Genomic DNA, 20,803 nt, shown 5'->3' with positions numbered 1-20,803 from the left:
GGCTTACTTTCTCCTCCTACGCATCGTGTCTACGTGCGTAGAGGCTCTCTGACGTCCTGTCGAAGGAGCAGCTCATGACCAACGTCGTACGCGCCGCACTCGTCCAGGCGACCTGGACGGGCGACACGGAATCCATGATCGCCAAGCATGAGGAGCACGCCCGCGAGGCGGCCCGGCAGGGCGCCGAGGTCATCGGATTCCAGGAGGTCTTCAACGCGCCGTACTTCTGCCAGGTGCAGGAGCCGGAGCACTACCGCTGGGCCGAGCCGGTCCCGGACGGTCCGACGGTCCTGCGCATGCGCGACCTCGCCCGGGAGACCGGCATGGTGATCGTCGTCCCCGTCTTCGAGGTCGAGGGCTCGGGCTTCTACTACAACACGGCCGCGGTCATCGACGCCGACGGCACCTACCTCGGGAAGTACCGCAAGCACCACATCCCGCAGGTCAAGGGCTTCTGGGAGAAGTACTACTTCAAGCCGGGCAACGCCGGCTGGCCCGTCTTCGACACCGCCGTCGGCAAGGTCGGCGTATACATCTGCTACGACCGCCACTTCCCCGAGGGCTGGCGCCAGCTCGGCCTCAACGGCGCCCAGTTGGTGTACAACCCGTCCGCCACCTCGCGCGGTCTCTCCTCCTACCTCTGGCAGCTGGAGCAGCCCGCGGCGGCCGTCGCCAACGAGTACTTCATCGCCGCGATCAACCGCGTCGGCCAGGAGGAGTACGGCGACAACGACTTCTACGGCACCAGCTACTTCGTCGACCCGCGCGGCCAGTTCGTCGGCGACGTGGCCAGCGACAAGGAGGAGGAACTGATCGTCAGGGACCTCGACTTCGGACTCATCGAGCAGGTCCGCCAGCAGTGGGCCTTCTACCGCGATCGCAGGCCCGACGCCTACGAGGGGCTGGTGCAGCCGTGAGCGATCTGTACGACCGGCACCGGGCCGTCATCCCCGACTGGGTCGCCCTCTACTACCAGCAGCCCATCGAGATCACCCACGGCGAGGGCCGCCACGTCTGGGACGCGGTCGGCAACCGCTACCTCGACTTCTTCGGCGGCATCCTCACCACCATGACCGCCCACGCGCTTCCCGAGGTCACCAAGGCGGTGAGCGAACAGGCCGGGCGGATCATCCACTCCTCCACGCTCTACCTCAACCGCCCCATGGTCGAGCTCGCCGAGCGCATCGCCTCCCTCTCCGGAATCCCCGACGCCCGCGTCTTCTTCACCACCTCCGGCACCGAGGCCAACGACACCGCCCTGCTCCTGGCCACCGCGTACCGCAGGTCGGGGCAGATCCTCGCGATGCGCAACAGCTACCACGGTCGCTCCTTCTCGGCCGTGTCCATCACCGGCAACCGGGCCTGGTCCCCGACCGGCCTGTCCCCGCTGCAGACGCTGTACGTGCACGGCGGCGTCCGCACCCGGGGCCCGTACGCCCACCTGTCGGACGCGCAGTTCATCGAGGCCTGCGTCGCCGACCTGGAGGATCTGCTCGGCCACACCCACGACGTCGCCGCGCTGATCGCCGAGCCCATCCAGGGCGTCGGCGGTTTCACCTCCCCGCCCGAGGGGCTGTACGCCGCGTTCCGCGAGGTGCTGAACCGGCGCGGCATCCTGTGGATCTCCGACGAGGTGCAGACCGGCTGGGGCAGGACCGGCGACCACTTCTGGGGCTGGCAGGCCCACGCCGCGAGCGGCCCGCCGGACATCCTCACGTTCGCCAAGGGCATCGGCAACGGCATGTCCGTCGGCGGAGTCGTCGCCCGCGCCGAGGTCATGAACTGCATCGACGCCAACTCCATCTCCACCTTCGGCGGTTCGCCCGTCACCATGGCGGCGGGCCTCGCGAACCTCACCTACCTCCTCGAGCACGACCTGCAGGGCAACGCGCGCCGGGTCGGCGGACTGCTGATCGAGCGGCTGCGGGCCATCACCGCCGCCGTCCCGGCCGTCCGCGAAGTGCGCGGCCGCGGACTGATGATCGGCGTGGAGCTCGTGAAGCCCGGCACGGACGAGGCGAGCCCCGAAGCCGCTGCCGCCGTACTGGAAGCGGCCCGCGAAGGCGGCCTGCTCATCGGCAAGGGCGGCGCGCACAACACCAGCGTGCTGCGGATCGCACCGCCGCTGTCGCTCACCGTCGCGGAGGCCGAGGAAGGGGCCGCGATCCTCGAAGGGGCCCTGCGCAGCGTCTAGTCCGTCCCATGCGTTCGTCCCATGCGAGGGAGACCGGGAAACCATGAGCAACCGCACCCTGATCCGCGGCGGACTCGTCATCACCGCCGCCGACGAGACCCACGCCGACGTACTCATCGAGGACGGACGCGTCGCCGCACTGGCGGCCCACGGCTCCACCGTGGCCGAGAGCTGGACCGCCGACCGCACCATCGACGCCACCGGGAAGTACGTCGTCCCGGGCGGCGTCGACGCCCACACGCACATGGAGCTGCCGTTCGGCGGCACGTTCGCCTCCGACACCTTCGAGACCGGCACCCGGGCCGCCGCCTGGGGCGGCACCACCACCATCGTGGACTTCGCCGTCCAGTCGGTCGGCCACGGCCTGCGCGAAGGACTCGACGCCTGGTACGCGAAGGCCGACGGCAACTGCGCCATCGACTACGCCTTCCACATGATCCTCTCCGACGTCAACGAGTCGTCGCTCAAGGAGATGGACCTGCTCGTCGAGGAGGGCGTCACGTCCTTCAAGCTCTTCATGGCCTACCCCGGCGTCTTCTACAGCGACGACGGACAGATCCTGCGGGCCATGCAGCGCGGCACCGCCAACGGCGGGCTGATCATGATGCACGCCGAGAACGGCATCGCGATCGACGTCCTCGTCGAACAGGCCCTGGCCCGCGGCGAGACCGACCCCCGCTACCACGGCGAAGTACGGAAGGTGCTGCTGGAGGCCGAGGCCACGCACCGGGCCATCCAGCTCGCCCGCGTCGCCGGCGCGCCGCTGTACGTCGTCCATGTCTCCGCCGAGGAGGCCGTCGCCGAGCTCGCCGCCGCCCGCGACAAGGGGCTCAACGTCTTCGGCGAGACCTGCCCGCAGTACCTCTTCCTCTCGACCGACAACCTTGCCGAGCCCGACTTCGAAGGCGCGAAGTACGTGTGCAGTACGCCGCTGAGGCCCAAGGAGCACCAGGCGGCGCTCTGGCGCGGGCTGCGCACCAACGACCTCCAGGTCGTCTCCACCGACCACTGCCCCTTCTGCTTCGTCGGCCAGAAGGAGCTCGGCCGGGGCGACTTCTCCAAGATCCCCAACGGGCTGCCGGGCGTGGAGAACCGCATGGACCTGCTCCACCAGGCGGTGCTCGACGGGCACATCAGCAGGCGGAGGTGGATCGAGATCGCCTGCGCGACGCCCGCCCGGATGTTCGGGCTCTACCCGAAGAAGGGCACGATCGCGCCCGGAGCCGACGCCGACGTCGTCGTCTACGACCCCCACGCCGAGCAGACCCTGTCGGCCGCGACCCACCACATGAACGTCGACTACTCGGCCTACGAGGGCAAACGGATCACCGGACAGGTCGAGACCGTCCTCTCGCGCGGCGAAGTCGTCATCGACCAGCGGGAGTTCACCGGCCGGGCCGGCCACGGCGTGTACACCCCCCGCTCCACCTGTCAGTACCTGAACTAGGAGGTCCCGGTGGACTTCGGACTCGTCCTGCAGACCGATCCGCCCGCCTCGGCGGTCGTCGGCCTGATGCGGCGCGCGGAACGCAACGGCTTCCGTTACGGCTGGACCTTCGACTCCGTGGTGCTCTGGCAGGAGCCGTTCGTCATCTACAGCCAGATCCTGGAACACACCCGGAAGATGCACGTCGGCCCCATGGTCACCAACCCCGGCACCAGGACGTGGGAGGTCACCGCGTCGACCTTCGCCACGCTCAACGACATGTACGGCAACCGGACGGTGTGCGGCATCGGACGCGGCGACTCCGCGATGCGCGTCGCCGGCCGCAAGCCCAACACCCTGGCACGTCTGGGCGAGGCCATCCCCGCCATCCGCGACCTGGCCGAGGGCCGGGAAGCCGTCGTCGACGGACAGCCGGTGCGGATCCCCTGGGTGCGGGACGGAAAGCTGCCGGTGTGGATGGCGGCGTACGGACCGAAGGCGCTGGCACTCGCCGGGCAGAAGGCCGACGGGTTCATCCTGCAGCTCGCCGACCTCTACCTGACCGAATGGATGGTGAAGGCGGTACGCGACGCGGCGGCACAGGCCGGGCGCGACCCGGACGCGGTCACGATCTGCGTCGCGGCGCCCGCGTACGTCGGCGACGACCTGGCACACGCGCGGGAACAGTGCCGCTGGTTCGGCGGGATGGTCGGCAACCACGTCGCCGATCTCGTCGCCCGGTACGGCGAGCACTCGGACATGGTGCCCGAGGCGCTCACCGCGTACATCAAGGAGCGCCACGGGTACGACTACAGCCACCACGGGCGCGCCGGGAACCCGTCGACTGACTTCGTGCCCGACGAGATCGTGGACCGCTTCTGCCTGCTCGGGCCCGCGTCCGCGCACATCGAGAAGCTGAAGGCGCTGCGCGAGCTGGGCGTGGACCAGTTCGCGGTGTACGCGATGCACGACGCGAAGGAAGCGACGATCGACGCGTACGGGGAGCACGTCATCCCTGCCCTTGGCTGACCCCGTGGGGGCTTCGCCCCAGGCCCCGCGTGCCCTTCGGGCGGGCTTCGAAGCGCACCGGTTCCGTCCGGTCGGCCCGCGTGTCCGTCCTCGAACGCCGGACGGGCTCCACAGGAGCCCGTCCGCACACGCAACCCCCAGCGAAAGGTCCGCCCGTGACCGACACCACCGCCATACCGCCGACCCCCGCCCACATCACCCACGCCGACGGCCGCGTCGAGCCGGCGCCCGGTGCCGTGCCCGACGACAGCCCGTTCGTCAACGCCGACCTGCTCCCCGTCCCCGTCGCGCGCCGCCGCTGGACGACCTACAACTTCGCCGCGCTCTGGGTCGGCATGGCCCACAACATCCCGTCCTGGCTGCTCGCCTCCGGACTCATCGCACTCGGCATGGACTGGAAGCAGGCCGTCTTCACGATCGGCCTGGCCAATGTGATCGTGCTGCTGCCGATGCTGCTCACGGGGCATGCCGGGCCGAAGTACGGCATCCCCTTCCCGGTGCTCGCCCGCGCCTCCTTCGGACTGCGCGGGGCCAACCTTCCCGCACTGATCAGGGCCGGCGTGGCCTGCGCCTGGTTCGGCATCCAGACATGGATCGGCGGGCAGGGGATCTTCGTCCTGCTCGGCAAGATCTTCGGCGGCTGGACGGACGTGGCGGTCGTCGGCGGCCAGCCGTGGACCCTCTGGCTCTGCTTCGTGGTCTTCTGGGTGCTCGAACTGGCCATCATCTACCGGGGGATGGAGACCCTGCGGCGGTTCGAGAACTGGGCGGCGCCGTTCGTCATCGTCGGCGCTGTGGTGCTGCTCGTGTGGATCGCGATCAAGGCGGGCGGTTTCGGCCCGCTGCTCGACCAGCCGTCCAAGCTGGGCTGGGGGGCCGACTTCTGGACGGTCTTCTTCCCCTCCCTCATGGGCATGATCGCCTTCTGGTCCACGCTCTCGCTGAACATCCCGGACTTCACCCGCTTCGGTGCCGGCCAGCGGGCCCAGATCTGGGGCCAGACGCTCGGGCTGCCGACGACCATGACGCTGTTCGCCCTGCTGTCCGTGTTCGTCACCTCCGGATCCCAGGCGGTGTACGGGGCGCCGATCTGGGACCCGGTCCAGCTCGCCGCCAAGACCGACAACGTCTTCGGGCTGCTGTTCGCCCTCGTCACCGTGCTGATCGCGACGATCTCGGTGAACATCGCGGCGAACGTCGTGTCGCCCGCGTACGACCTCGCGAACCTCGCCCCGCGCTTCATCAACTTCCGCAGGGGCGCGCTGATCACGGGAGTCGTCGGCGTCCTCATCATGCCGTGGAAGCTGACCGAGACCCCCGAGCTCTACATCTTCACCTGGCTGGGCCTGGTCGGCGGCCTCCTCGGCACGGTCGCCGGCATCCTCATCGCCGACTACTGGGTCGTCCGCCGCACCCGGCTCGAGCCTGCGGACCTCTACCACCCGGGCGGCCGCTACTGGTACGCGTCCGGCTGGAACTGGCGGGCCGTGGCCGCCTTCGTGGTCGGCGGCGTCCTGGCCGTGGGCGGCTCCCACTCCCAGCCGGGCAAGGGGCCGTTCCCGGAGGACGGGCTGATCCCCTTCCTGAAGCCGCTGGCGGACTACGGATGGGCGGTGGGGCTCGCGGCGTCACTGCTGCTGTACACGCTGCTGATGCTGCCCGAGCGCAGAGGTCTCACCGACCGCTGAACACCGGCCCGACGCCGGTCGACGGTTCGACATCGACAGGTCCGCTCCGCCCATGCCCGGCGGAGCGGACCTGTCGGTCTGTGCGCCCGGCCCCGACCACCTCACCCACCTCACCGCCGGCCTCGCGTCCCGGCATGGTGCGCGACGGCGTCGACACCGGGGCGCCGCATCCCATGTGACGGACGTCACCATGGATTCAACGTGCATCCTCAGGTCATCATATGACCCGATCGCCGCAGGGATCACGAGCCGGGCAGTGCCCGGACGGCAGAGCGAGACGAGGATGGGCATGAACGACCAGGACAGGCCGGCATGGCCGCGCGTGGGCGTGGTGGGACTCGGGGCCATGGGCCTCGGTATGGCCCGCAGCCTGCGCAACGCCGGCCACGACGTGGACGTCCACGACCTGCGGCCGGAGGTGGCCGCGGCTTTCGCCCGTGACGGCGGTACGGCGTACGCCTCGGCCGGCGAACTGGCGGCCGCGGTGGACGTTCTGGTCGGCGTCGTGGTCAACGCGGCGCAGGTCGAGTCGGTGCTGTTCGGTACCGGCGGGGCGGCCGAGCGGCTCCGCCCGGGCGCCGTCTTCGTGATGTGCTCCACGGTCGATCCCGCCTGGTCCGCCGGGCTCGAGGAGCGCCTGGCCGAGAAGGGCGTGCTCTACCTGGACGCCCCCGTCTCCGGCGGCGCCGTACGTGCCGCGGCCGGGGAGCTCACCATGATGACCTCGGGCTCCGCCGCCGCGTACGCGGTCGCCGACCCGGTGCTGGAGGCCATGAGCAGTACCGTCTACCGCCTGGGTGATCGCGCGGGACTCGGCTCGAAGGTCAAGATCGTGAACCAGCTGCTCGCGGGCGTGCACATCGCGGCGGCGGCCGAGGCGATGGCCCTGGGCATCAAGGCCGGGGTTCCGGCCGAGGCGCTCTACGAGGTCATCACGCACAGCGCCGGGAACTCGTGGATGTTCGAGAACCGCATGGCGCACGTGCTCGCCGGTGACTACACGCCCCTCTCCGCGGTCGACATCTTCGTGAAGGACCTGGGCATCGTGCTCGACTCGGCCCGGCCGGAGCGGTTCCCGCTTCCCCTCGCCGCCACCGCGCACCAGATGTTCCTCCAGGCATCGGCGTCCGGTCTGGGGGCCGAGGACGACAGCGCGGTCATCAAGATCTTCCCGGGGATCGACCTGCCCCACTCGGCGGAGGCCTGACATGGGAATCCGACTCGGCTGCATCGCCGACGACTTCACCGGCGCCACGGACCTGGCCAGCAACCTGGTGCGCGCGGGCATGCGCGTGGTCCAGCTGATCGACGTGCCGCAGGCCGGCGCCGCGCAGGAGGTGGACGCGGACGCCGTGGTCATCGCGCTCAAGTCGCGGACCGTCCCGGCCGCCGACGCCGTCGAGGCGTCGCTGCGGGCACTCGCCTGGCTGCGGTCCGCGGGCGCGGAGCAGCTCTACTTCAAGTACTGCTCCACCTTCGACTCGACGCCGGCCGGCAACATCGGGCCGGTCACCGAGGCCCTGATGGACGCGCTGGGCGCCGACTTCACGATCGCGACGCCGGCGTTTCCCGACAACGGACGCACGGTCTTCAAGGGTCACCTCTTCGTCGGCGACGTGCTGCTCAGCGACAGCGGCATGCGTCAACACCCCCTCACCCCGATGACCGACCCCAACCTGGTCTCCGTCCTCGGCGCGCAGACCACACGACCGGTCGGGCTCATCGACCACACGGTCGTCGCCGCCGGCGCGGAGGCGATCGGGGCCCGCATCGACGCCCTGCGCGAGGAGGGCGTCGCCATCGCCATCGCCGACGCCGTCACCAATGGCGACCTCGTGCGCCTGGGGGCCGCGGTCCAGGGGCTGTCCCTGGTGACCGCCGGCTCGGGCCTGGCGATCGGTCTGCCCGCGAACTGGGGCTTCGAGCCGTCCCCTGCCGCGGCACAGCTGCCGCCGGCCGGTGGCCACCGGGCGATCGTGTCCGGATCGGTCTCCGTCGCCACGAACGGCCAGGTCCAGCATTTCCTGCGCAGCGGCCGGCCCGCGTTCAGCGTGGACCCGTTGCGCATCGCGGCCGGCGAGGACATGGCCGGCCAGGCCCTGGCCTTCGCCGAGTCGCACCTGGCCGACGGCCCGGTCCTCATCTACTCCACCGAGTCGCCCGACACGGTGCGGACCGTCCAGGGCCGGCTCGGCGCCGCCGAGGCCGGTGAGCTCGTGGAGCGGACCCTGGCCCGCGTTGCGCAGGGGCTCGTGGAGCGTGGTGTCCGCCGGCTCGTCGTCGCGGGCGGCGAGACCTCGGGAGCGGTCGTCCAGGCGCTCGGCATCACCGGGCTCCGGATCGGACCGCAGATCGACCCCGGTGTGCCCTGGTGCGCCGCGGCCCTTCCCGACGGGGACACACTCCACATCACGCTCAAGTCCGGCAATTTCGGGAGTCCCGGCTTCTTCACGGACTCCTTCGCCCTCCTGGACGGGGAGGCCTCGTGACCGGGCTCCTCGACACCGCCGTCGACAGGGCACGCAAGGAGATCGTCCGGGTGGGCACGAGCCTGTTCGCCCGGGGCTACGTCCACGCCAGCGCCGGAAACATCAGCGCCAGGGTCGGCGAATCCCACCTGATCACCCCCACCGACGCCGCTCTGGGCTTCCTCGAACCCGACCGCCTCGCGCTGGTCGACGCCCGTGGCGAACAGATCGCGGGCGACCGTGCCAGCAAGACCCTGACGCTCCACCGACGCATCTACGAGGCCGACCCCACGGCCCGGTTCGTCGTCCACACCCACTCCACACACCTGGTCGCGCTCACCCTGGCCGGCGTGTGGAGCCGGGACGACGTGCTCCCGCCCCTCACTCCCTACTACGTGATGAAGGTCGGGCACGTCCCGCTCGTCCCCTACCACCGGCCCGGCGACCCGCGCGTGGCCGACCTGGTGACCGCCCGTATCGCCGACCGCCGGGCGAGCCGCACGCCGATCAGGGCCGTCCTGCTCGACCGGCTGGGCCCCGTGGTCTGGGGCCCCGACGCGGCCACCGCCCTCGCCGTCCTCGAAGAACTCGAGGAGACGGCACGACTCTGGCTCCTGACCGACCGTCGCCCCGAGCCGCTCCCCGCCCACGCCATCGACGAACTGAGGTCCGCGTTCGGCGCCGCGTGGTGACCAGCACGTCCCCTGTCGGAGAATCCCCTGAGCCGCAAGAAGGATTCCGCCATGTCTCTGCCCATATCAACGGCCGAGGTCCCCGGCCTCGCCCGTGAGAACGCCGTCTTCCGCAAGGTCGTGCGACGTATCGTTCCCTTTCTGATCCTCTGCTACGTCGTCTCCTACCTCGACCGGGTCAACGTCGGCTTCGCGAAGCTGCAGATGTCCGACGACCTCGGGTTCAGCGAGGCGGCGTACGGCCTCGGCGCCGGCCTGTTCTTCATCGGCTACTTCATCTTCGAGGTCCCCTCGAACCTCGTACTGCAGCGTGTCGGCGCCCGCACCTGGATCGCCCGGATCATGATCACCTGGGGTCTGGTCTCGGCCTCGTTCATGTTCGTCACCAACGAGGCCACGTTCTACGTGCTCAGGTTCCTCCTCGGTGCCGCGGAGGCGGGCTTCTACCCGGGTGTGATCCTCTACTGCACCTACTGGTTCCCCTCGCACCGCCGTGCCCGGGTGATCGCGATGTTCATGTCGGCCATCCCGGTGGCCGGCATCTTCGGAAACCCGCTCTCCGGCTGGATCATGGACCGGTTCCAGGGCGTGAACGGCTGGCAGGGCTGGCAGTGGATGTTCCTGCTCGAGGCGATCCCCGCGCTGGCCATCGGTGTGGCCACGCTGTTCTACCTCGACAACGACGTGCGCAGCGCGAAGTGGCTCACCGACGACGAGAAGGCCGTCGTCGAGCGGGCGATAGCCGACGACGCCACGCACCAGACCGTGCACGGCCGGGTCTGGGACGCCTTCCGCGAGCCCAAGGTGTGGCTGATGTGCCTCATCTACTTCTGCTTCGTGATGGGCCAGTACGCCCTGACCTTCTGGATGCCCACCTTCGTCGAGTCCACCGGCATCACGGGCAATCTCATGATCGGCGTGCTCAGCGCCGTCCCGTACCTGGCCGCACTCGTCGCGATGAACCTGTTCGGGTACTCGGCGGACAAGCGCCGCGAGCGCCGCTGGCACCTGGTCGTCCCGTCCCTCATGGGCGCCGTCGGGTTCTCGCTGGCCGCCGGCTGGTCCGGGTCGACCGCGCTGTCCCTGGTCGCGCTGTCCTTCGCCGCGGCCGGTGTGCTGACCTGCGCGCCGCTGTTCTGGTCGCTGCCCACCGCCTTCCTCGGCGGCACCGCCGCCGCGGCCGGCCTCGCCGCGATCAACTCGGTGGGCAACCTCGCCGGCTTCGTCAGTCCGTACATGATCGGCTCGCTCAAGGACGCCACCGGCTCGACGGCCATCCCCATGTACGTCCTGGCGCTCAGCCTCGTCATCGGCGCCGGCGCGGTGCTCGCCACCAACAAGCAGGTCGTCAACCGCTGACCGGGTCCGGCCCGGGTCCGATCACAGGAGCCAGCATGCCGAGGTTCGCCGCGAACCTGTCCATGATGTACACGGAGCACGACTTCCTCGACCGCTTCGCAGCGGCCTCGGCAGACGGCTTCGAGGCCGTCGAGTACCTCTTTCCCTACGAGTACGACGCCGCCGAGCTGCGCCGCCGGCTCGACGACCACGGCCTGAGGCAGGTGCTCTTCAACGCGCCTCCCGGAGCGTGGGAGTCCGGGGAGCGCGGGATCGCGGCGCTGCCCGGACGCGAGGCGGAGGTGCGCTCCGCGATCGACCGGGCCCTTGAGTACGCCGCGGCGCTGGGCTGCCCGCGCGTGCACATGATGGCCGGGCTGGTGCGGCCGGACGCGACTCCGGAGGACCTGGCCGAACACCGCGGCACCTACCTGGCCACCCTCGCCCGGGCCGCGGAGCGGGCCGCCGCGGTGGGTGTCGACATCCTGGTCGAGCCCATCAACGGCCGCGACATGCCGGGCTACTTCCTGAACCGGCAGGCCGACGCCCACGCCGTGGTGCAGGAGGTGGGAGCGCCGAATCTCAAGGTGCAGCTCGACGTCTACCACTGCCAGATCGTCGAGGGCGACCTCACCGTGACCCTGCGCCGCGACCTGCCGACCGGCCGGGTCGGTCATCTGCAGATCGCGGGCGTGCCCGACCGCCACGAGCCCGACCGGGGCGAGCTCGACTACCGCCACCTGTTCGACGTCGTCGACGAGCTGGACTTCGACGGGTGGATCGGCTGCGAGTACCGCCCCCGCGCCGGCACGAGCGAGGGTCTCGGCTGGCTGAAGAACTACCAAGGAGAAGACGCATGAGGATCGTCATCACGGGCGGCTTCGGCTTCCTCGGCCGGCAGGTCGCCGGCGCACTGCTGGAGGCGCGGACGTTTCGCGGTGTGCCCATCGACCGGCTGGTGCTCGCCGACCGGTTCGTGCCGTCCGGGTCGCCGGTGTCGCACGACCCGCTCGTGGACATCGTGCAGGGCGATCTGACCGACCGCCTCGACGAGCTGTTCGCGGAGCAAGTGGATGTGCTGATCCACCTCGCCTCCGCCGTCTCGGCCGAGTGCGAGGCCGACTTCGACCTCGGCATGAGCGCCAACGTCGACACGACCCGCGCGCTGCTGGAAGCCGCCCGGGCACAGTCGGCGACCGGCGGGCCGGCCCCGAGGATGGTGTTCTCCAGCAGCGTCGCCGTCTACGGCAGCGACCCGGCGCTGCCGCTCCCGCCGGTGGTCAGCGAGTCGACGCTGCCCACACCGCGGTCGAGCTACGGGGCCCAGAAACTCGTCTGTGAGCAGCTGGTCGCGGAGTACACCCGCCGGGGCTTCGTCGACGGACGCGTCGCCCGCCTGATGACCGTGTCGGTGCGGCCGGGCAAGCCGAACGCGGCCGCCTCCGGCTTCCTGTCCGGCATCATCCGCGAGCCGCTCGCGGGCCTCCCGGCGGTCTGCCCCGTCAGTCCCGACCTGCGGGTGGCCCTGGCCTCGCCGAGGCGCACGGTCGAGGGAATCCTCCGCGTCGCCGGGGCCGAGCGGGGCTCCGGACCGGGCCGGATCGACGGCGGTGTGCCGGTCAATCTCCCGGCACTCACCGTCTCGGTCGCCGAGATGCTGGCCACGCTGCGGCGGGTGGCGGGTGACGAAGTCGCCGACCTGGTCACGATCGCGCCGGATCCCGCTGTCGAGGCCATCGTGGGCTCGTGGCCCGCCGTCTTCGACAACGCGCGCGCCGCCGCGCTCGGACTGGAGCCCGACCCGAGCTTCGAATCGGTGGTGCGGGACTACGTTGCCGACCACACCGACGCGGTCGTGGCCGGCGCGCGCCTCGCAGCCGCGGCAGCCGGGCCTGCACCGATAGACTGAAAATCATGTTTTCCAAGGTGAGCGGTCCCGTCCGGCTCGCGGATCAGGTCGCCGCGATCCTCGCGGAGGAGATCGAGTCCGGGCGGCTGGCCGAGGGCGACAAGCTGCCGACCGAGGTCGCGCTGGTCAAGCAGCTGGGCGTCAGCCGCACGGTGGTGCGCGAGGCCGTGTCGCGGCTCCGCAACGCGGGCCTGGTCGAACCGCGCCAGGGTCTCGGGGTGTTCGTCATGCCCCGGCGAACGCGGCCGCTCGACCTCGAGGCCGAGAGCGCCGACACCAAGGCCAAGGTCCTGCAGATCGTCGAGGTTCGCCGCGCCATGGAGGGTGAGGCCGCCAGTCTCGCCGCCGCCCGCGCCACGCAGGACGACCTCGCCCGGATGCGACAGACCCTGGACGCGATCGACGCAGCGGTCGCGTCCGGCGGTGACGGCGTGGACGAGGACCTCGCCTTCCACCGGTCCATCGCCGAGTCGACCGGGAACGCGGTGCTGGTCTCGACGCTGCGGTACCTCGGCGAGGTGCTGCGCAGCGGCATCCGCGTAACGCGCGCGAACGAGGCGCGACGGGGCGACTTCATCGAAGCGGTCCGGCAGGAGCACCACGCCATCCTGGCCGCCGTCGAGGCGGGCGACGCCGAGGCGGCACGCACCGCCGCGCGCCTCCACCTGAAGCACGCCGCCTCCCGGCTCCAGGACGCGGACGACGGGTTCTGGACCGAGACCGAGGACCTCGACGTGGATCTCGACGCCGCTCCCTGACGCGCTCGTCACGGAAGTCGTCGGCGTCCTCGTCATGCCGTGGAAGCTGCGGGGCACGCTCCTGACGCTGCCCGAAACGGAGCGGTGTCACCGCCCGCCGAACACCGGCCCGAGCGCCCGGGCCAGCCGCTCCCGCAGCTGGTCCGGGTCGCCCGGGCAGGACGCGCCGTCGACCCGCCAGCCCCGTACCGTGCCGGGCCCGAAGTCCGCAGCGTGCTCGCCGAGCACCCGGCGCAGCAGGCGCGGGCTGAGCCGGGTCCCGGAGCACTCGGCGAGCAGGACGGCGTCGTACAGATCCTTGCCGCGGCCGACGCGGTCCTTCGCGCAATCGGTGCACAGCCACAGCAGCTTCCAGGCGAGGGACAGTTCCCGGCTCGCGGTGCGCACCGGAGTGGGCGGGCCGCCGTCGCCGCGGGGGACTGCCGTCCACACCGGCGGGTCGGGTACGGCCTCGTCGAGCGTGAAGTCCAGCTGGATCTCGCCCCGCACTCCACCGCGCTCGTCCCCGGACGCGCGCCACGGGAGAAAGATCCGCAGCCCGGGCAGTTCGTACTCCCAGGTGCTCAGGGTCTCGTCATCGTCGTAGCGATCGTCGTCGTAGTCGCCGAACCGTTCCTGCCGGACGGAGTCCGGGTCGAAGGTGACGCCGCCGGGAGCCGTGGGGCTGCTGCGGATCTCCTCGACCAGATCGTCCAGGGACGCCAGGCTCTCGAAGGACCGGCCGTCCAGCCAGCGCAGCCCCTCGGGCGGGAGCACGGGCCGCGCCCCGAACGTCGAGAACTCCTCCTCGCCCCAGATCTCGTACCGCGCCGCGCCCTCCGCCGCCTCCGGCCACTGCTGCACCGCTTCGATGCCGTCGACGTACGGATACGGGCTGAGCCAGTCCGGGAACGAGCCCGGACCGGGGGCGTGGACGATCCAGTCCAGGTCGGCGGGCTCGCGCGCCTCGGGTCCGAGCCAGGCCTGCAGGGGCATGCTGCCGCGCAGCACCAGTCCGTCGCTCCACGGCGCTTCGGCGATCAGCCGCAGCACATGGTCGAGTGCGGCCCTCCGCAGCGGCGGCTCCACGCCCGTCATCGCCCCGCGCCGACGATCCAGCCCGCGTCGACCGACGGACGGTCGTCGTGGACGACGAACTCCTCCTCCACCTCCACGTACCGGAAACCGGCGGCCGAGAGCGCCGCGAGGAGCGCCTCGAGCCTGCGGCGCGCCTCGGGGCGGCCGACGCCGTGGCAGCGCTGCGTGACGAACCGCTCGTGCCGGCCGTTCCGGGGCCCGCGGCGGGCGTTGCGGGAGACATGGGCGTCGTGTGCCTCGGCCACGCTCCGGACGGCCGCGACCGCTTCCTCTTCGTCCAGCAGCAGCTTCACATGGTGCTCGAAGCCGCAGTGCGGCGGCAGTTGAAGGGCCTCGGCCGCGGTGCGTGGCACGTCCTCGTTCCAGGGAGCCGCCTCGATCTTGGTGCGTATCACCGGGAAGCCCGCCGCATCCAGCTGCCGGGCCGTACGGCGTGCGGCAGCCAGTTGACCGCCGAGCCCGCCGCTGCCCCTGCCGGTGAGCATCGGCTGGTCGGGGGCCGCACCCCGGTCGAGGACGATGCGGGTCAGCTTCAGCCCGTGGTCGGCGGCCCACGCGCCGAGCCGCTCGTCCTCGGCCCGCGTTCCGGGCGGGCGCACCGTCAGATGCGTCTCGAAGTCCCCGGTGAATTCCCGTACTGCGAACATGCGGCCGACCGTAGCAAGGGCCTCCGACACTCCCGCCCGGCGGGACGAGACGGTCAGCGGCTGCCGCGCTGGGCCTCCACGATGCGGCGGAGCGTGCGCTCGGCGCCGCTCGCGCGGCGCTGGACGCGCTCGGAGAAGCCCGGGAACTGGCCGCCGATCGCGGTGAGGACCTTCATCTCGACGGGGGCCACGTTGATCTCGGCGCGATCGCGCTCGACGGCCCGGACGACGCCCGCGACGACCTGGCGGGGCGAGACCGTGCGCAGTCCGGCCGGTGCCTCGGCACCCGTCGCCGCGAACATGCCCGCGTCGCGCACGAAACCGGGCTGGACGAGGGAGACCCCGACGCCGTGCTCGTGGAGGTCCTGGCGCAGCGAGAGCGCGAAGCCCCGCAGCCCGAACTTGGTGGCGTCGTACAGCGCGGAGTACTTGGTCGCCGTCTTGCCGGACATCGAGCCGACGAAGGCCAGATGACCGCGGCCCGCCTCGACCATGGCCGGCGCCAGCAGGCGGGCCAGCATGGCGGGGGCGCGGAGGTTGACCGCGAGGGCGCGGTCGATCTGGTCCGGGGTGTAGTCGAGGAGTTCGCCGCTGGAGGGCAGGGCCGCGTTGGCGACGAGGATCTCGGTGCCGGCCGCCTCGTGGACGAGCCGTTCGACATCGTCGGGGTCGGCCAGGTCGGCGACGACGCCCCGGGCGTCGTAGCGCGCCACGAAAGGTTCGAGAGCCTCGGCGCGTCGCCCGGTGAGGATCAACTTCGCGCCGCGTGCGGCGAGTTCGGCGGCCAGGGCCGCGCCGATACCACCGGTGACACCGGTGAGCAGAACAGTTGATCCGGTGATGCGCATCTGGTTACCCTCCAGTTCTGTTCGTTCGAACGAACAATAAGGAGCGCAGGGTGGGCATGTCCACAGCAGATTTCTCGGGACTCGCCGAGCAGGCGAGGAAGTTGAGGGAGGGCCAGGTCACCGCGCGCGAGCTCGTCGCCGCGTCGCTCGAGCGGATCGAGGCGAGCGGGCCGGTGCTCAATGCCTTCCGCCACGTACGCACCGAGGCCGCGCTCGCCGAGGCCGAGGCCGCCGACCTGCGGCTCGCCGCGGGGGAGCGAATGCCCCTGCTCGGGGTCCCCCTCGCCGTCAAGGATGACACCGATGTGGCCGGGCTGCCCACGCTGTTCGGCTGCCGGGGCGAGCTCGCCCCGGCGCCCGCCGACGGCGAATCCGTACGGCGACTTCGCGCAGCAGGGGCCGTCATCGTCGGCAAGACCAACGCCTGCGAGCTGGGCCAGTGGCCGTTCACCGAGGGACCAGCCTTCGGGGCCACGCGCAACCCCTGGTCGCCCGGACACACTCCCGGCGGCTCGTCCGGCGGCTCGGCGGCCGCCGTCGCCGCCGGGCTCGTGCCCGCCGCGCTCGGCTCCGACGGAGCCGGCTCCATCCGGATCCCCGCCGCCTGGACGCATCTCGTCGGCATCAAACCCCAGCGCGGCCGGGTCTCGCTCCACCCGCACCTCGACGCGTTCCAGGGCCTCGCCGTCAACGGCCCCCTGGCCCGCACCGTCGCCGACGCCGCCCTGCTCCTCGACGTCGTCCAGGGCGCGCACCCGGAGGACCTCCACCGGCCCGACGCCATCGACGCCTCAGCCGCCGCCCGCCGCGACCCCGGCAGGCTGCGCATCGCCCTCGCCTGGCGGCCCCCGCTCACCCTCACCGGAGCCAGGCCCCACCCGGACGTACGCCGCGCCGTGACCGAGCTCGCCGAGGCCCTCGCCCGCCTCGGCCACCACGTCGAAGAGGCCAGGCCGCGCTACGGCCTCATCGGGCTCGGATTCGTCCCCCGCGGCACGGCGGGCGTCGCCGAGGTCGCCGCCCTGCACCCCGAGCCCGCACTCCTCGACCCGCGCACCCGCACCGCCATGCGCAACGGCCGCCTCCTCGGCGGCCGGATCGTGCGCGCCGCCCGCGCCCGCGAAGCCCGCCAGCACCTGCGCATCGGCGCCATCTTCGACACGTACGACGTCGTCCTCACCCCGACCACCGCGGCGCCCCCGCCCGCCATCGGCACCTTCGACGGGCTCAGCACCTGGCGCACCAACGCCACGATGGCGGCGGCCTGTCCGTACGCCTGGCCGTGGAACGTCCTCGGCTGGCCCGGCGTGAACGTCCCCGCCGGATTCACCGCCGACGGACTGCCCGTCGGCGCGCAGCTCCTCGGCCCCGCGGGCGGTGAGGAGCGGCTGATCTCCCTGGCCGCCCAGCTCGAGGCCGACCGCCGCTGGTACGAGAAGTGCCCCGACCCCCTGATCACCTGGAGCGCGCCGGTGGAACAATGACGCGCATGTCCAGCGAGCCCGCCGCGCCCGTCATATCCCCAGCCGCGATATCCCCGGCCGCCACCTCCGCCGCCGTCACCTCCCCGCTCCCGACCCGGCAGCGCATCATCGGTGCCGTCCTGCGCATCATCGGCCGGGACGGCATCGCCGCGGTCACCAACCGGCGGATCGCCAAGGAGGCCGGGGTCTCGCTCGGTTCGGTCACCTACCACTTCGCCAGCCAGCACGAGCTGCTGCGCGAATCGCTGCTCCACTTCGTCCGCGAGGAGACCCGGCGGCTGACCGAACTCGCCGACGCGGGCCAGGCCGACGGCGTCGACATCGACGGCGCGGCCGCCCTCGCGGCACAGGTCGCCGGCGGCACCGCCTTCGACAGCGAGCACATCGCGCCCTTCGAGCTGTACGTCCAGGCGGGCCGCGACGAGCGGCTGCGCGAGGCCGCGGCGGAGTGCTTCGCGGCGTACGACCGGCTGGCCGCGCAGATCCTCATCGCCCTCGGCGTCCCGGACGCCGAGCGTCTCGCCGCGACGACCGTCGCCCTCGTCACGGGCCTCCAACTCCGCCGCCTGGCGACGGGTTCCCCGGCGGAGGACCTCACGGATGCACTGCTGCTGCTCGTACGCGGCTCGGCCTGATCACCGGCCGGCCGATCGGCGCACGGTCCGGGCCCGTGGCCGTCACGACGACATCGCCGCGATCCTTACGGAGATCACCGGCCGCCCGGTGGCCCACCGCCGGCTGACCTACGAGCAGATGCGTGACCGCCTGACGGCACAGGTGCCGCTGGAGTTCGCCGCGATGCCGGCCGGCATGGACCGCGCCATCGCCGCAGGAGTCGAGGACCGTACCACCGACACCGTGGCTGCCAGGCCCGCCCATTCCGGGTCCCGTCGGCCTGCCCCGCAGGGCGGCGGCCCCACCCCGGCGAGCATCACCCGGCATCTCGCAGCGGATGCTCACACTGGCCCTGCGCAACCTTGAACGGGACGGGCTCGTCTCCCGCACCGCCTACGCGGAGGTTCCGCCGCGTGTCGAGTACGCGCTCATTGCCATGGGGAAAAGCGTCATACCGCCCGCCCTGGCGCTCGCGGGCCGGGCCATCGAGCACAACGCACAGATCCAGGCCGGCAGAGCTGTGTACGTACGCCCCGGCAGAGTGACCGTTTCCCCGCTGCCGGGTGGGAGCCGGTCCGGTCCTGCACGGCATGCGGAAACTGAACTGCGCCGCTACGGAACGCGTGCGGTCCACTCCTGGGTCGCGAACTTCGTCGCCACCAACTCCCGTGCCCGCGCCATCTCCTCGTCCGTCACCTTGCCCTCCGCCAGTCCGTACCGGCCCCGGAACGAGTCGATCATCCGCTCGATGACGGCCTCGCGCGGCAGACCGGTCTGCCGGCGCAGCGGATCCACCCGTTTCTTCGCGCTCTTCGTGCCCTTGTCGGAGAGCTTCTCGCGGCCGATGCGCAGCACGTCGAGCATCTTGTCGGCATCGATGTCGTACGCCATCGTCACGTGGTGGAGCACCGCCTCGCCGTCCACCACCCGCTTCTGCGCCGCACCGGCGATCTTGCCGGCCTCGGTGGCGATGTCGTTGAGCGGCTGGTACCAGGCCTTGATGCCCATGTCGCCGAGCGCGCCGAGCACCCAGTCGTCCAGACAGGCGTAACTGTCCGCGAAGGACAGCCCGGAGACGAGCGATCCGGGCACGGACAGGGAGTACGTGATGGTGTTGCCCGGCTCGATGAACATCGCGCCGCCGCCGGAGATCCGCCGCACCACCGTGATCCCGTGACGCTCGGCCGCGGCCGGGTCGACCTCGTTGCGCAGCGACTGGAAGCTGCCGATGACCACGGCCGGGGCGCCCCACTCCCACACCCGCAGCGTCGGCGGGCGCCGCCCGGCCGCGACCTCCGCGGTGAGGACCTCGTCGAGGGCCATGTGGAGCGCGGGCGGCTGCGGATCGTCGTGGATGAGCTGCCAGGCGTGGTCGGTCCAGTCGGTGGCGTGCGCGACGGCGCGGCGCACGGCGACGCCGATGCCCTCGGTCGTCAGTCCGTACATCTCGGTGCCGGGCGGCAGCGCCGCGTCGACACGCAGCGCGAGCCCGGCCGCGTCGGTGTCGGCCGGGGCGCCCTCCAGGGCGCGGTCGATGGCGAGGAGCGCGTCGTCGGGTTCGAGGAAGAAGTCGCCCGAGACCCGGACGTCGCGCAGGGCGCCGTCCACGACGTCGAGATCGACGACGACGAGCTTGCCGCCCGGAACCTTGTACTCACCGTGCACCGCGCCGCCTCCAGCCTCTGCGTACCGTCAGCAGAACGCCGGCCGAGCGGTCGGCGATTCCCTCGCATCCTCGCGTATTCCACGGCACACGAGTACACCCCTTACACAGGCGCGGCACGCGCGCGTACGCTGCCCGGAGGCGCCGCATCCGCTTCCGCGAGCCGAGGGAGTCCCCGCACATGTTCACCACCCGGCCGACCCTTCAGGGCACCTTCGGCATGGAGGCCCCGAGGCCGGGCCGCTGACCTGGGCTTTTGGCACCGGTTGAGTCCCTGACCTGCGGCAACGTGTCTTTCTGTGTCTTTCGGCGGGGTACCGGCTTATGCTGCCCGAACTCCCCAGAGCCTCCCCCGGCGACGAGAAACTCCCCAGCCACTCCCCAGGGGAAGCGGCTGGGGAAGACCCAGCGGAATGCCGCTCGCCTGCGGCTTTGGGGTGTCGAGGGGTGGACGTGGGGGCGGAGCCCACGGGGCCACGGCAGACTCCGATGGCGACGGCGTGACTGTCGCTAGGCAAGTGAGGAAGCCGCCAGCAGGTTTTTCGTCCGCGGCCCGGATCTTGGTCTGAGGGCTGCCGAGGGGACGGTGAGCGAGACCGTGCTGCTCTGTCGCGAATGAGACGGCCGCTGAGGCAATGCTGCGGGTTTGCGGACGAAGCGGCATCCGCCGAGAAGGCGCTTGCAGCTCCGACATCACCTGTTCCCGATGACGCATCATGTGGAGTGCGTTGCCATCCTTGAGCCGGTGGCTAAGGGTTCCTGACCTGCGGTTTTGCGCATGCGCGTTATGTGCGGTGTGGGCGTTACGGGCGATATCTTGACGCTGAAATGACGCTCAAATGACGCTCGTTCTGACGGGGCGTCACCTGACTGATCGTGCAGGTCACGTTGGCTGGGAGGCGCGCTCCCGAGGGCTGGTTTTGCGGGAACTTGAAGAAAATTCGGCTGGGATCCGGCGCCGCTGATT

Annotated in this window: 18 protein-coding genes and 2 pseudogenes; 16 read left to right on the top strand and 4 right to left on the bottom strand. The window is 71.3% G+C overall.

The annotated features are described in order from the left end of the window. The first annotated feature begins 74 nt into the window (after nucleotides 1-74). From ACFV9O_RS22120 to ACFV9O_RS22065, 12 genes are all read left to right on the top strand, one after another. Nucleotides 75-917, top strand: a complete 843-nt coding sequence (locus ACFV9O_RS22120) for a nitrilase-related carbon-nitrogen hydrolase (protein WP_385420410.1) — start codon at nucleotides 75-77, stop codon at nucleotides 915-917. Continuing rightward, on the top strand, nucleotides 914-2,194 hold the full coding sequence (locus tag ACFV9O_RS22115; protein WP_385420408.1) for an aspartate aminotransferase family protein: 1,281 nt from the start codon (nucleotides 914-916) through the stop codon (nucleotides 2,192-2,194). Before ACFV9O_RS22120 ends, ACFV9O_RS22115 begins: the two co-directional genes overlap by 4 nt. 43 nt (nucleotides 2,195-2,237) lie before the next feature. Further along, the gene (gene hydA / locus ACFV9O_RS22110) at nucleotides 2,238-3,641 is read left to right on the top strand and encodes a dihydropyrimidinase (RefSeq protein WP_385420406.1); all 1,404 of its coding nucleotides are present in this window, start codon (nucleotides 2,238-2,240) and stop codon (nucleotides 3,639-3,641) included. 9 nt (nucleotides 3,642-3,650) lie between these two features. Next, nucleotides 3,651-4,649: a TIGR03842 family LLM class F420-dependent oxidoreductase gene (locus ACFV9O_RS22105; RefSeq protein ID WP_385420404.1), complete on the top strand. Its 999-nt coding sequence runs from the start codon at nucleotides 3,651-3,653 to the stop codon at nucleotides 4,647-4,649. A 155-nt stretch (nucleotides 4,650-4,804) separates the two neighbouring features. Next, the gene (locus ACFV9O_RS22100; protein WP_385420402.1) at nucleotides 4,805-6,337 is read left to right on the top strand and encodes an NCS1 family nucleobase:cation symporter-1; all 1,533 of its coding nucleotides are present in this window, start codon (nucleotides 4,805-4,807) and stop codon (nucleotides 6,335-6,337) included. 289 nt (nucleotides 6,338-6,626) lie between these two features. Beyond that, a complete protein-coding gene (ltnD, locus tag ACFV9O_RS22095) occupies nucleotides 6,627-7,544 on the top strand; it encodes an L-threonate dehydrogenase (protein ID WP_385420400.1) in 918 nt (305 codons plus the stop codon). A gap of 1 nt (nucleotide 7,545) precedes the next feature. Next, nucleotides 7,546-8,826: a 3-oxo-tetronate kinase gene (gene otnK / locus ACFV9O_RS22090; RefSeq protein ID WP_385420398.1), complete on the top strand. Its 1,281-nt coding sequence runs from the start codon at nucleotides 7,546-7,548 to the stop codon at nucleotides 8,824-8,826. Further along, nucleotides 8,823-9,497 carry an aldolase gene (locus tag ACFV9O_RS22085; RefSeq protein ID WP_385420396.1) on the top strand — a complete coding sequence of 225 codons (675 nt, stop codon included), beginning with the start codon at nucleotides 8,823-8,825 and terminating at the stop codon, nucleotides 9,495-9,497. The genes otnK and ACFV9O_RS22085 overlap by 4 nt, the downstream gene beginning before the upstream one ends. Before the next feature lie 51 nt (nucleotides 9,498-9,548). Next, complete coding sequence (locus tag ACFV9O_RS22080) at nucleotides 9,549-10,856, top strand: MFS transporter (protein ID WP_385420395.1); 1,308 nt, start codon at nucleotides 9,549-9,551, stop codon at nucleotides 10,854-10,856. A gap of 35 nt (nucleotides 10,857-10,891) precedes the next feature. Further along, nucleotides 10,892-11,695, top strand: coding sequence for a 2-oxo-tetronate isomerase (otnI, locus tag ACFV9O_RS22075; protein ID WP_385420393.1), 804 nt, complete (start codon nucleotides 10,892-10,894; stop codon nucleotides 11,693-11,695). Then, complete coding sequence (denD, locus tag ACFV9O_RS22070) at nucleotides 11,692-12,744, top strand: D-erythronate dehydrogenase (RefSeq protein ID WP_385420391.1); 1,053 nt, start codon at nucleotides 11,692-11,694, stop codon at nucleotides 12,742-12,744. The genes otnI and denD overlap by 4 nt, the downstream gene beginning before the upstream one ends. 5 nt (nucleotides 12,745-12,749) lie before the next feature. Further along, entirely contained in the window at nucleotides 12,750-13,502 is a 753-nt protein-coding gene (locus ACFV9O_RS22065) for a FadR/GntR family transcriptional regulator (RefSeq protein WP_385420389.1), read from the top strand. 87 nt (nucleotides 13,503-13,589) lie between these two features. On the opposite strand, the gene ACFV9O_RS22060 is transcribed toward ACFV9O_RS22065, so the two are convergent. The 3 genes from ACFV9O_RS22060 to ACFV9O_RS22050 are packed head-to-tail and all read right to left on the bottom strand — an operon-like array spanning nucleotide 13,590 to nucleotide 16,074. Continuing rightward, nucleotides 13,590-14,579 carry a nucleotidyl transferase AbiEii/AbiGii toxin family protein gene (locus ACFV9O_RS22060; protein WP_385420387.1) on the bottom strand — a complete coding sequence of 330 codons (990 nt, stop codon included), beginning with the start codon at nucleotides 14,577-14,579 and terminating at the stop codon, nucleotides 13,590-13,592. Further along, nucleotides 14,576-15,226: a hypothetical protein gene (locus tag ACFV9O_RS22055; protein ID WP_385420385.1), complete on the bottom strand. Its 651-nt coding sequence runs from the start codon at nucleotides 15,224-15,226 to the stop codon at nucleotides 14,576-14,578. The genes ACFV9O_RS22060 and ACFV9O_RS22055 overlap by 4 nt, the downstream gene beginning before the upstream one ends. 53 nt (nucleotides 15,227-15,279) lie before the next feature. Then, nucleotides 15,280-16,074 carry an SDR family NAD(P)-dependent oxidoreductase gene (locus ACFV9O_RS22050; RefSeq protein WP_385420383.1) on the bottom strand — a complete coding sequence of 265 codons (795 nt, stop codon included), beginning with the start codon at nucleotides 16,072-16,074 and terminating at the stop codon, nucleotides 15,280-15,282. Nucleotides 16,075-16,130: 56 nt separating this feature from the next. Between ACFV9O_RS22050 and ACFV9O_RS22045 the strand changes: the two genes are divergently transcribed. From ACFV9O_RS22045 to ACFV9O_RS22030, 4 genes and pseudogenes are all read left to right on the top strand, one after another. Further along, nucleotides 16,131-17,558 (top strand): amidase, encoded by a 1,428-nt coding sequence (locus tag ACFV9O_RS22045; protein WP_385420381.1) that lies wholly within the window; start codon nucleotides 16,131-16,133, stop codon nucleotides 17,556-17,558. Further along, nucleotides 17,555-18,193, top strand: a complete 639-nt coding sequence (locus ACFV9O_RS22040) for a TetR/AcrR family transcriptional regulator (RefSeq protein WP_385420379.1) — start codon at nucleotides 17,555-17,557, stop codon at nucleotides 18,191-18,193. The genes ACFV9O_RS22045 and ACFV9O_RS22040 overlap by 4 nt, the downstream gene beginning before the upstream one ends. A gap of 43 nt (nucleotides 18,194-18,236) precedes the next feature. After that, nucleotides 18,237-18,539 (top strand): annotated as a pseudogene (locus ACFV9O_RS22035) (hypothetical protein); the annotation flags it as partial. Next, nucleotides 18,511-18,579, top strand: a pseudogene (locus tag ACFV9O_RS22030) (transcriptional regulator); the annotation flags it as partial. The pseudogenes ACFV9O_RS22035 and ACFV9O_RS22030, both read left to right, overlap by 29 nt. A gap of 206 nt (nucleotides 18,580-18,785) precedes the next feature. Here the strand turns inward: ACFV9O_RS22030 and ACFV9O_RS22025 are convergent. Continuing rightward, on the bottom strand, nucleotides 18,786-19,838 hold the full coding sequence (locus tag ACFV9O_RS22025) for a biotin/lipoate A/B protein ligase family protein (RefSeq protein WP_385420377.1): 1,053 nt from the start codon (nucleotides 19,836-19,838) through the stop codon (nucleotides 18,786-18,788). Nucleotides 19,839-20,803 lie beyond the last annotated feature (965 nt).

The sequence above is a fragment of the Streptomyces sp. NPDC059909 genome, assembly GCF_042730885.1.
Taxonomy (GTDB): Bacteria; Actinomycetota; Actinomycetes; order Streptomycetales; family Streptomycetaceae; genus Streptomyces.
This window is presented reverse-complemented; position numbering and strand designations above follow the sequence as displayed.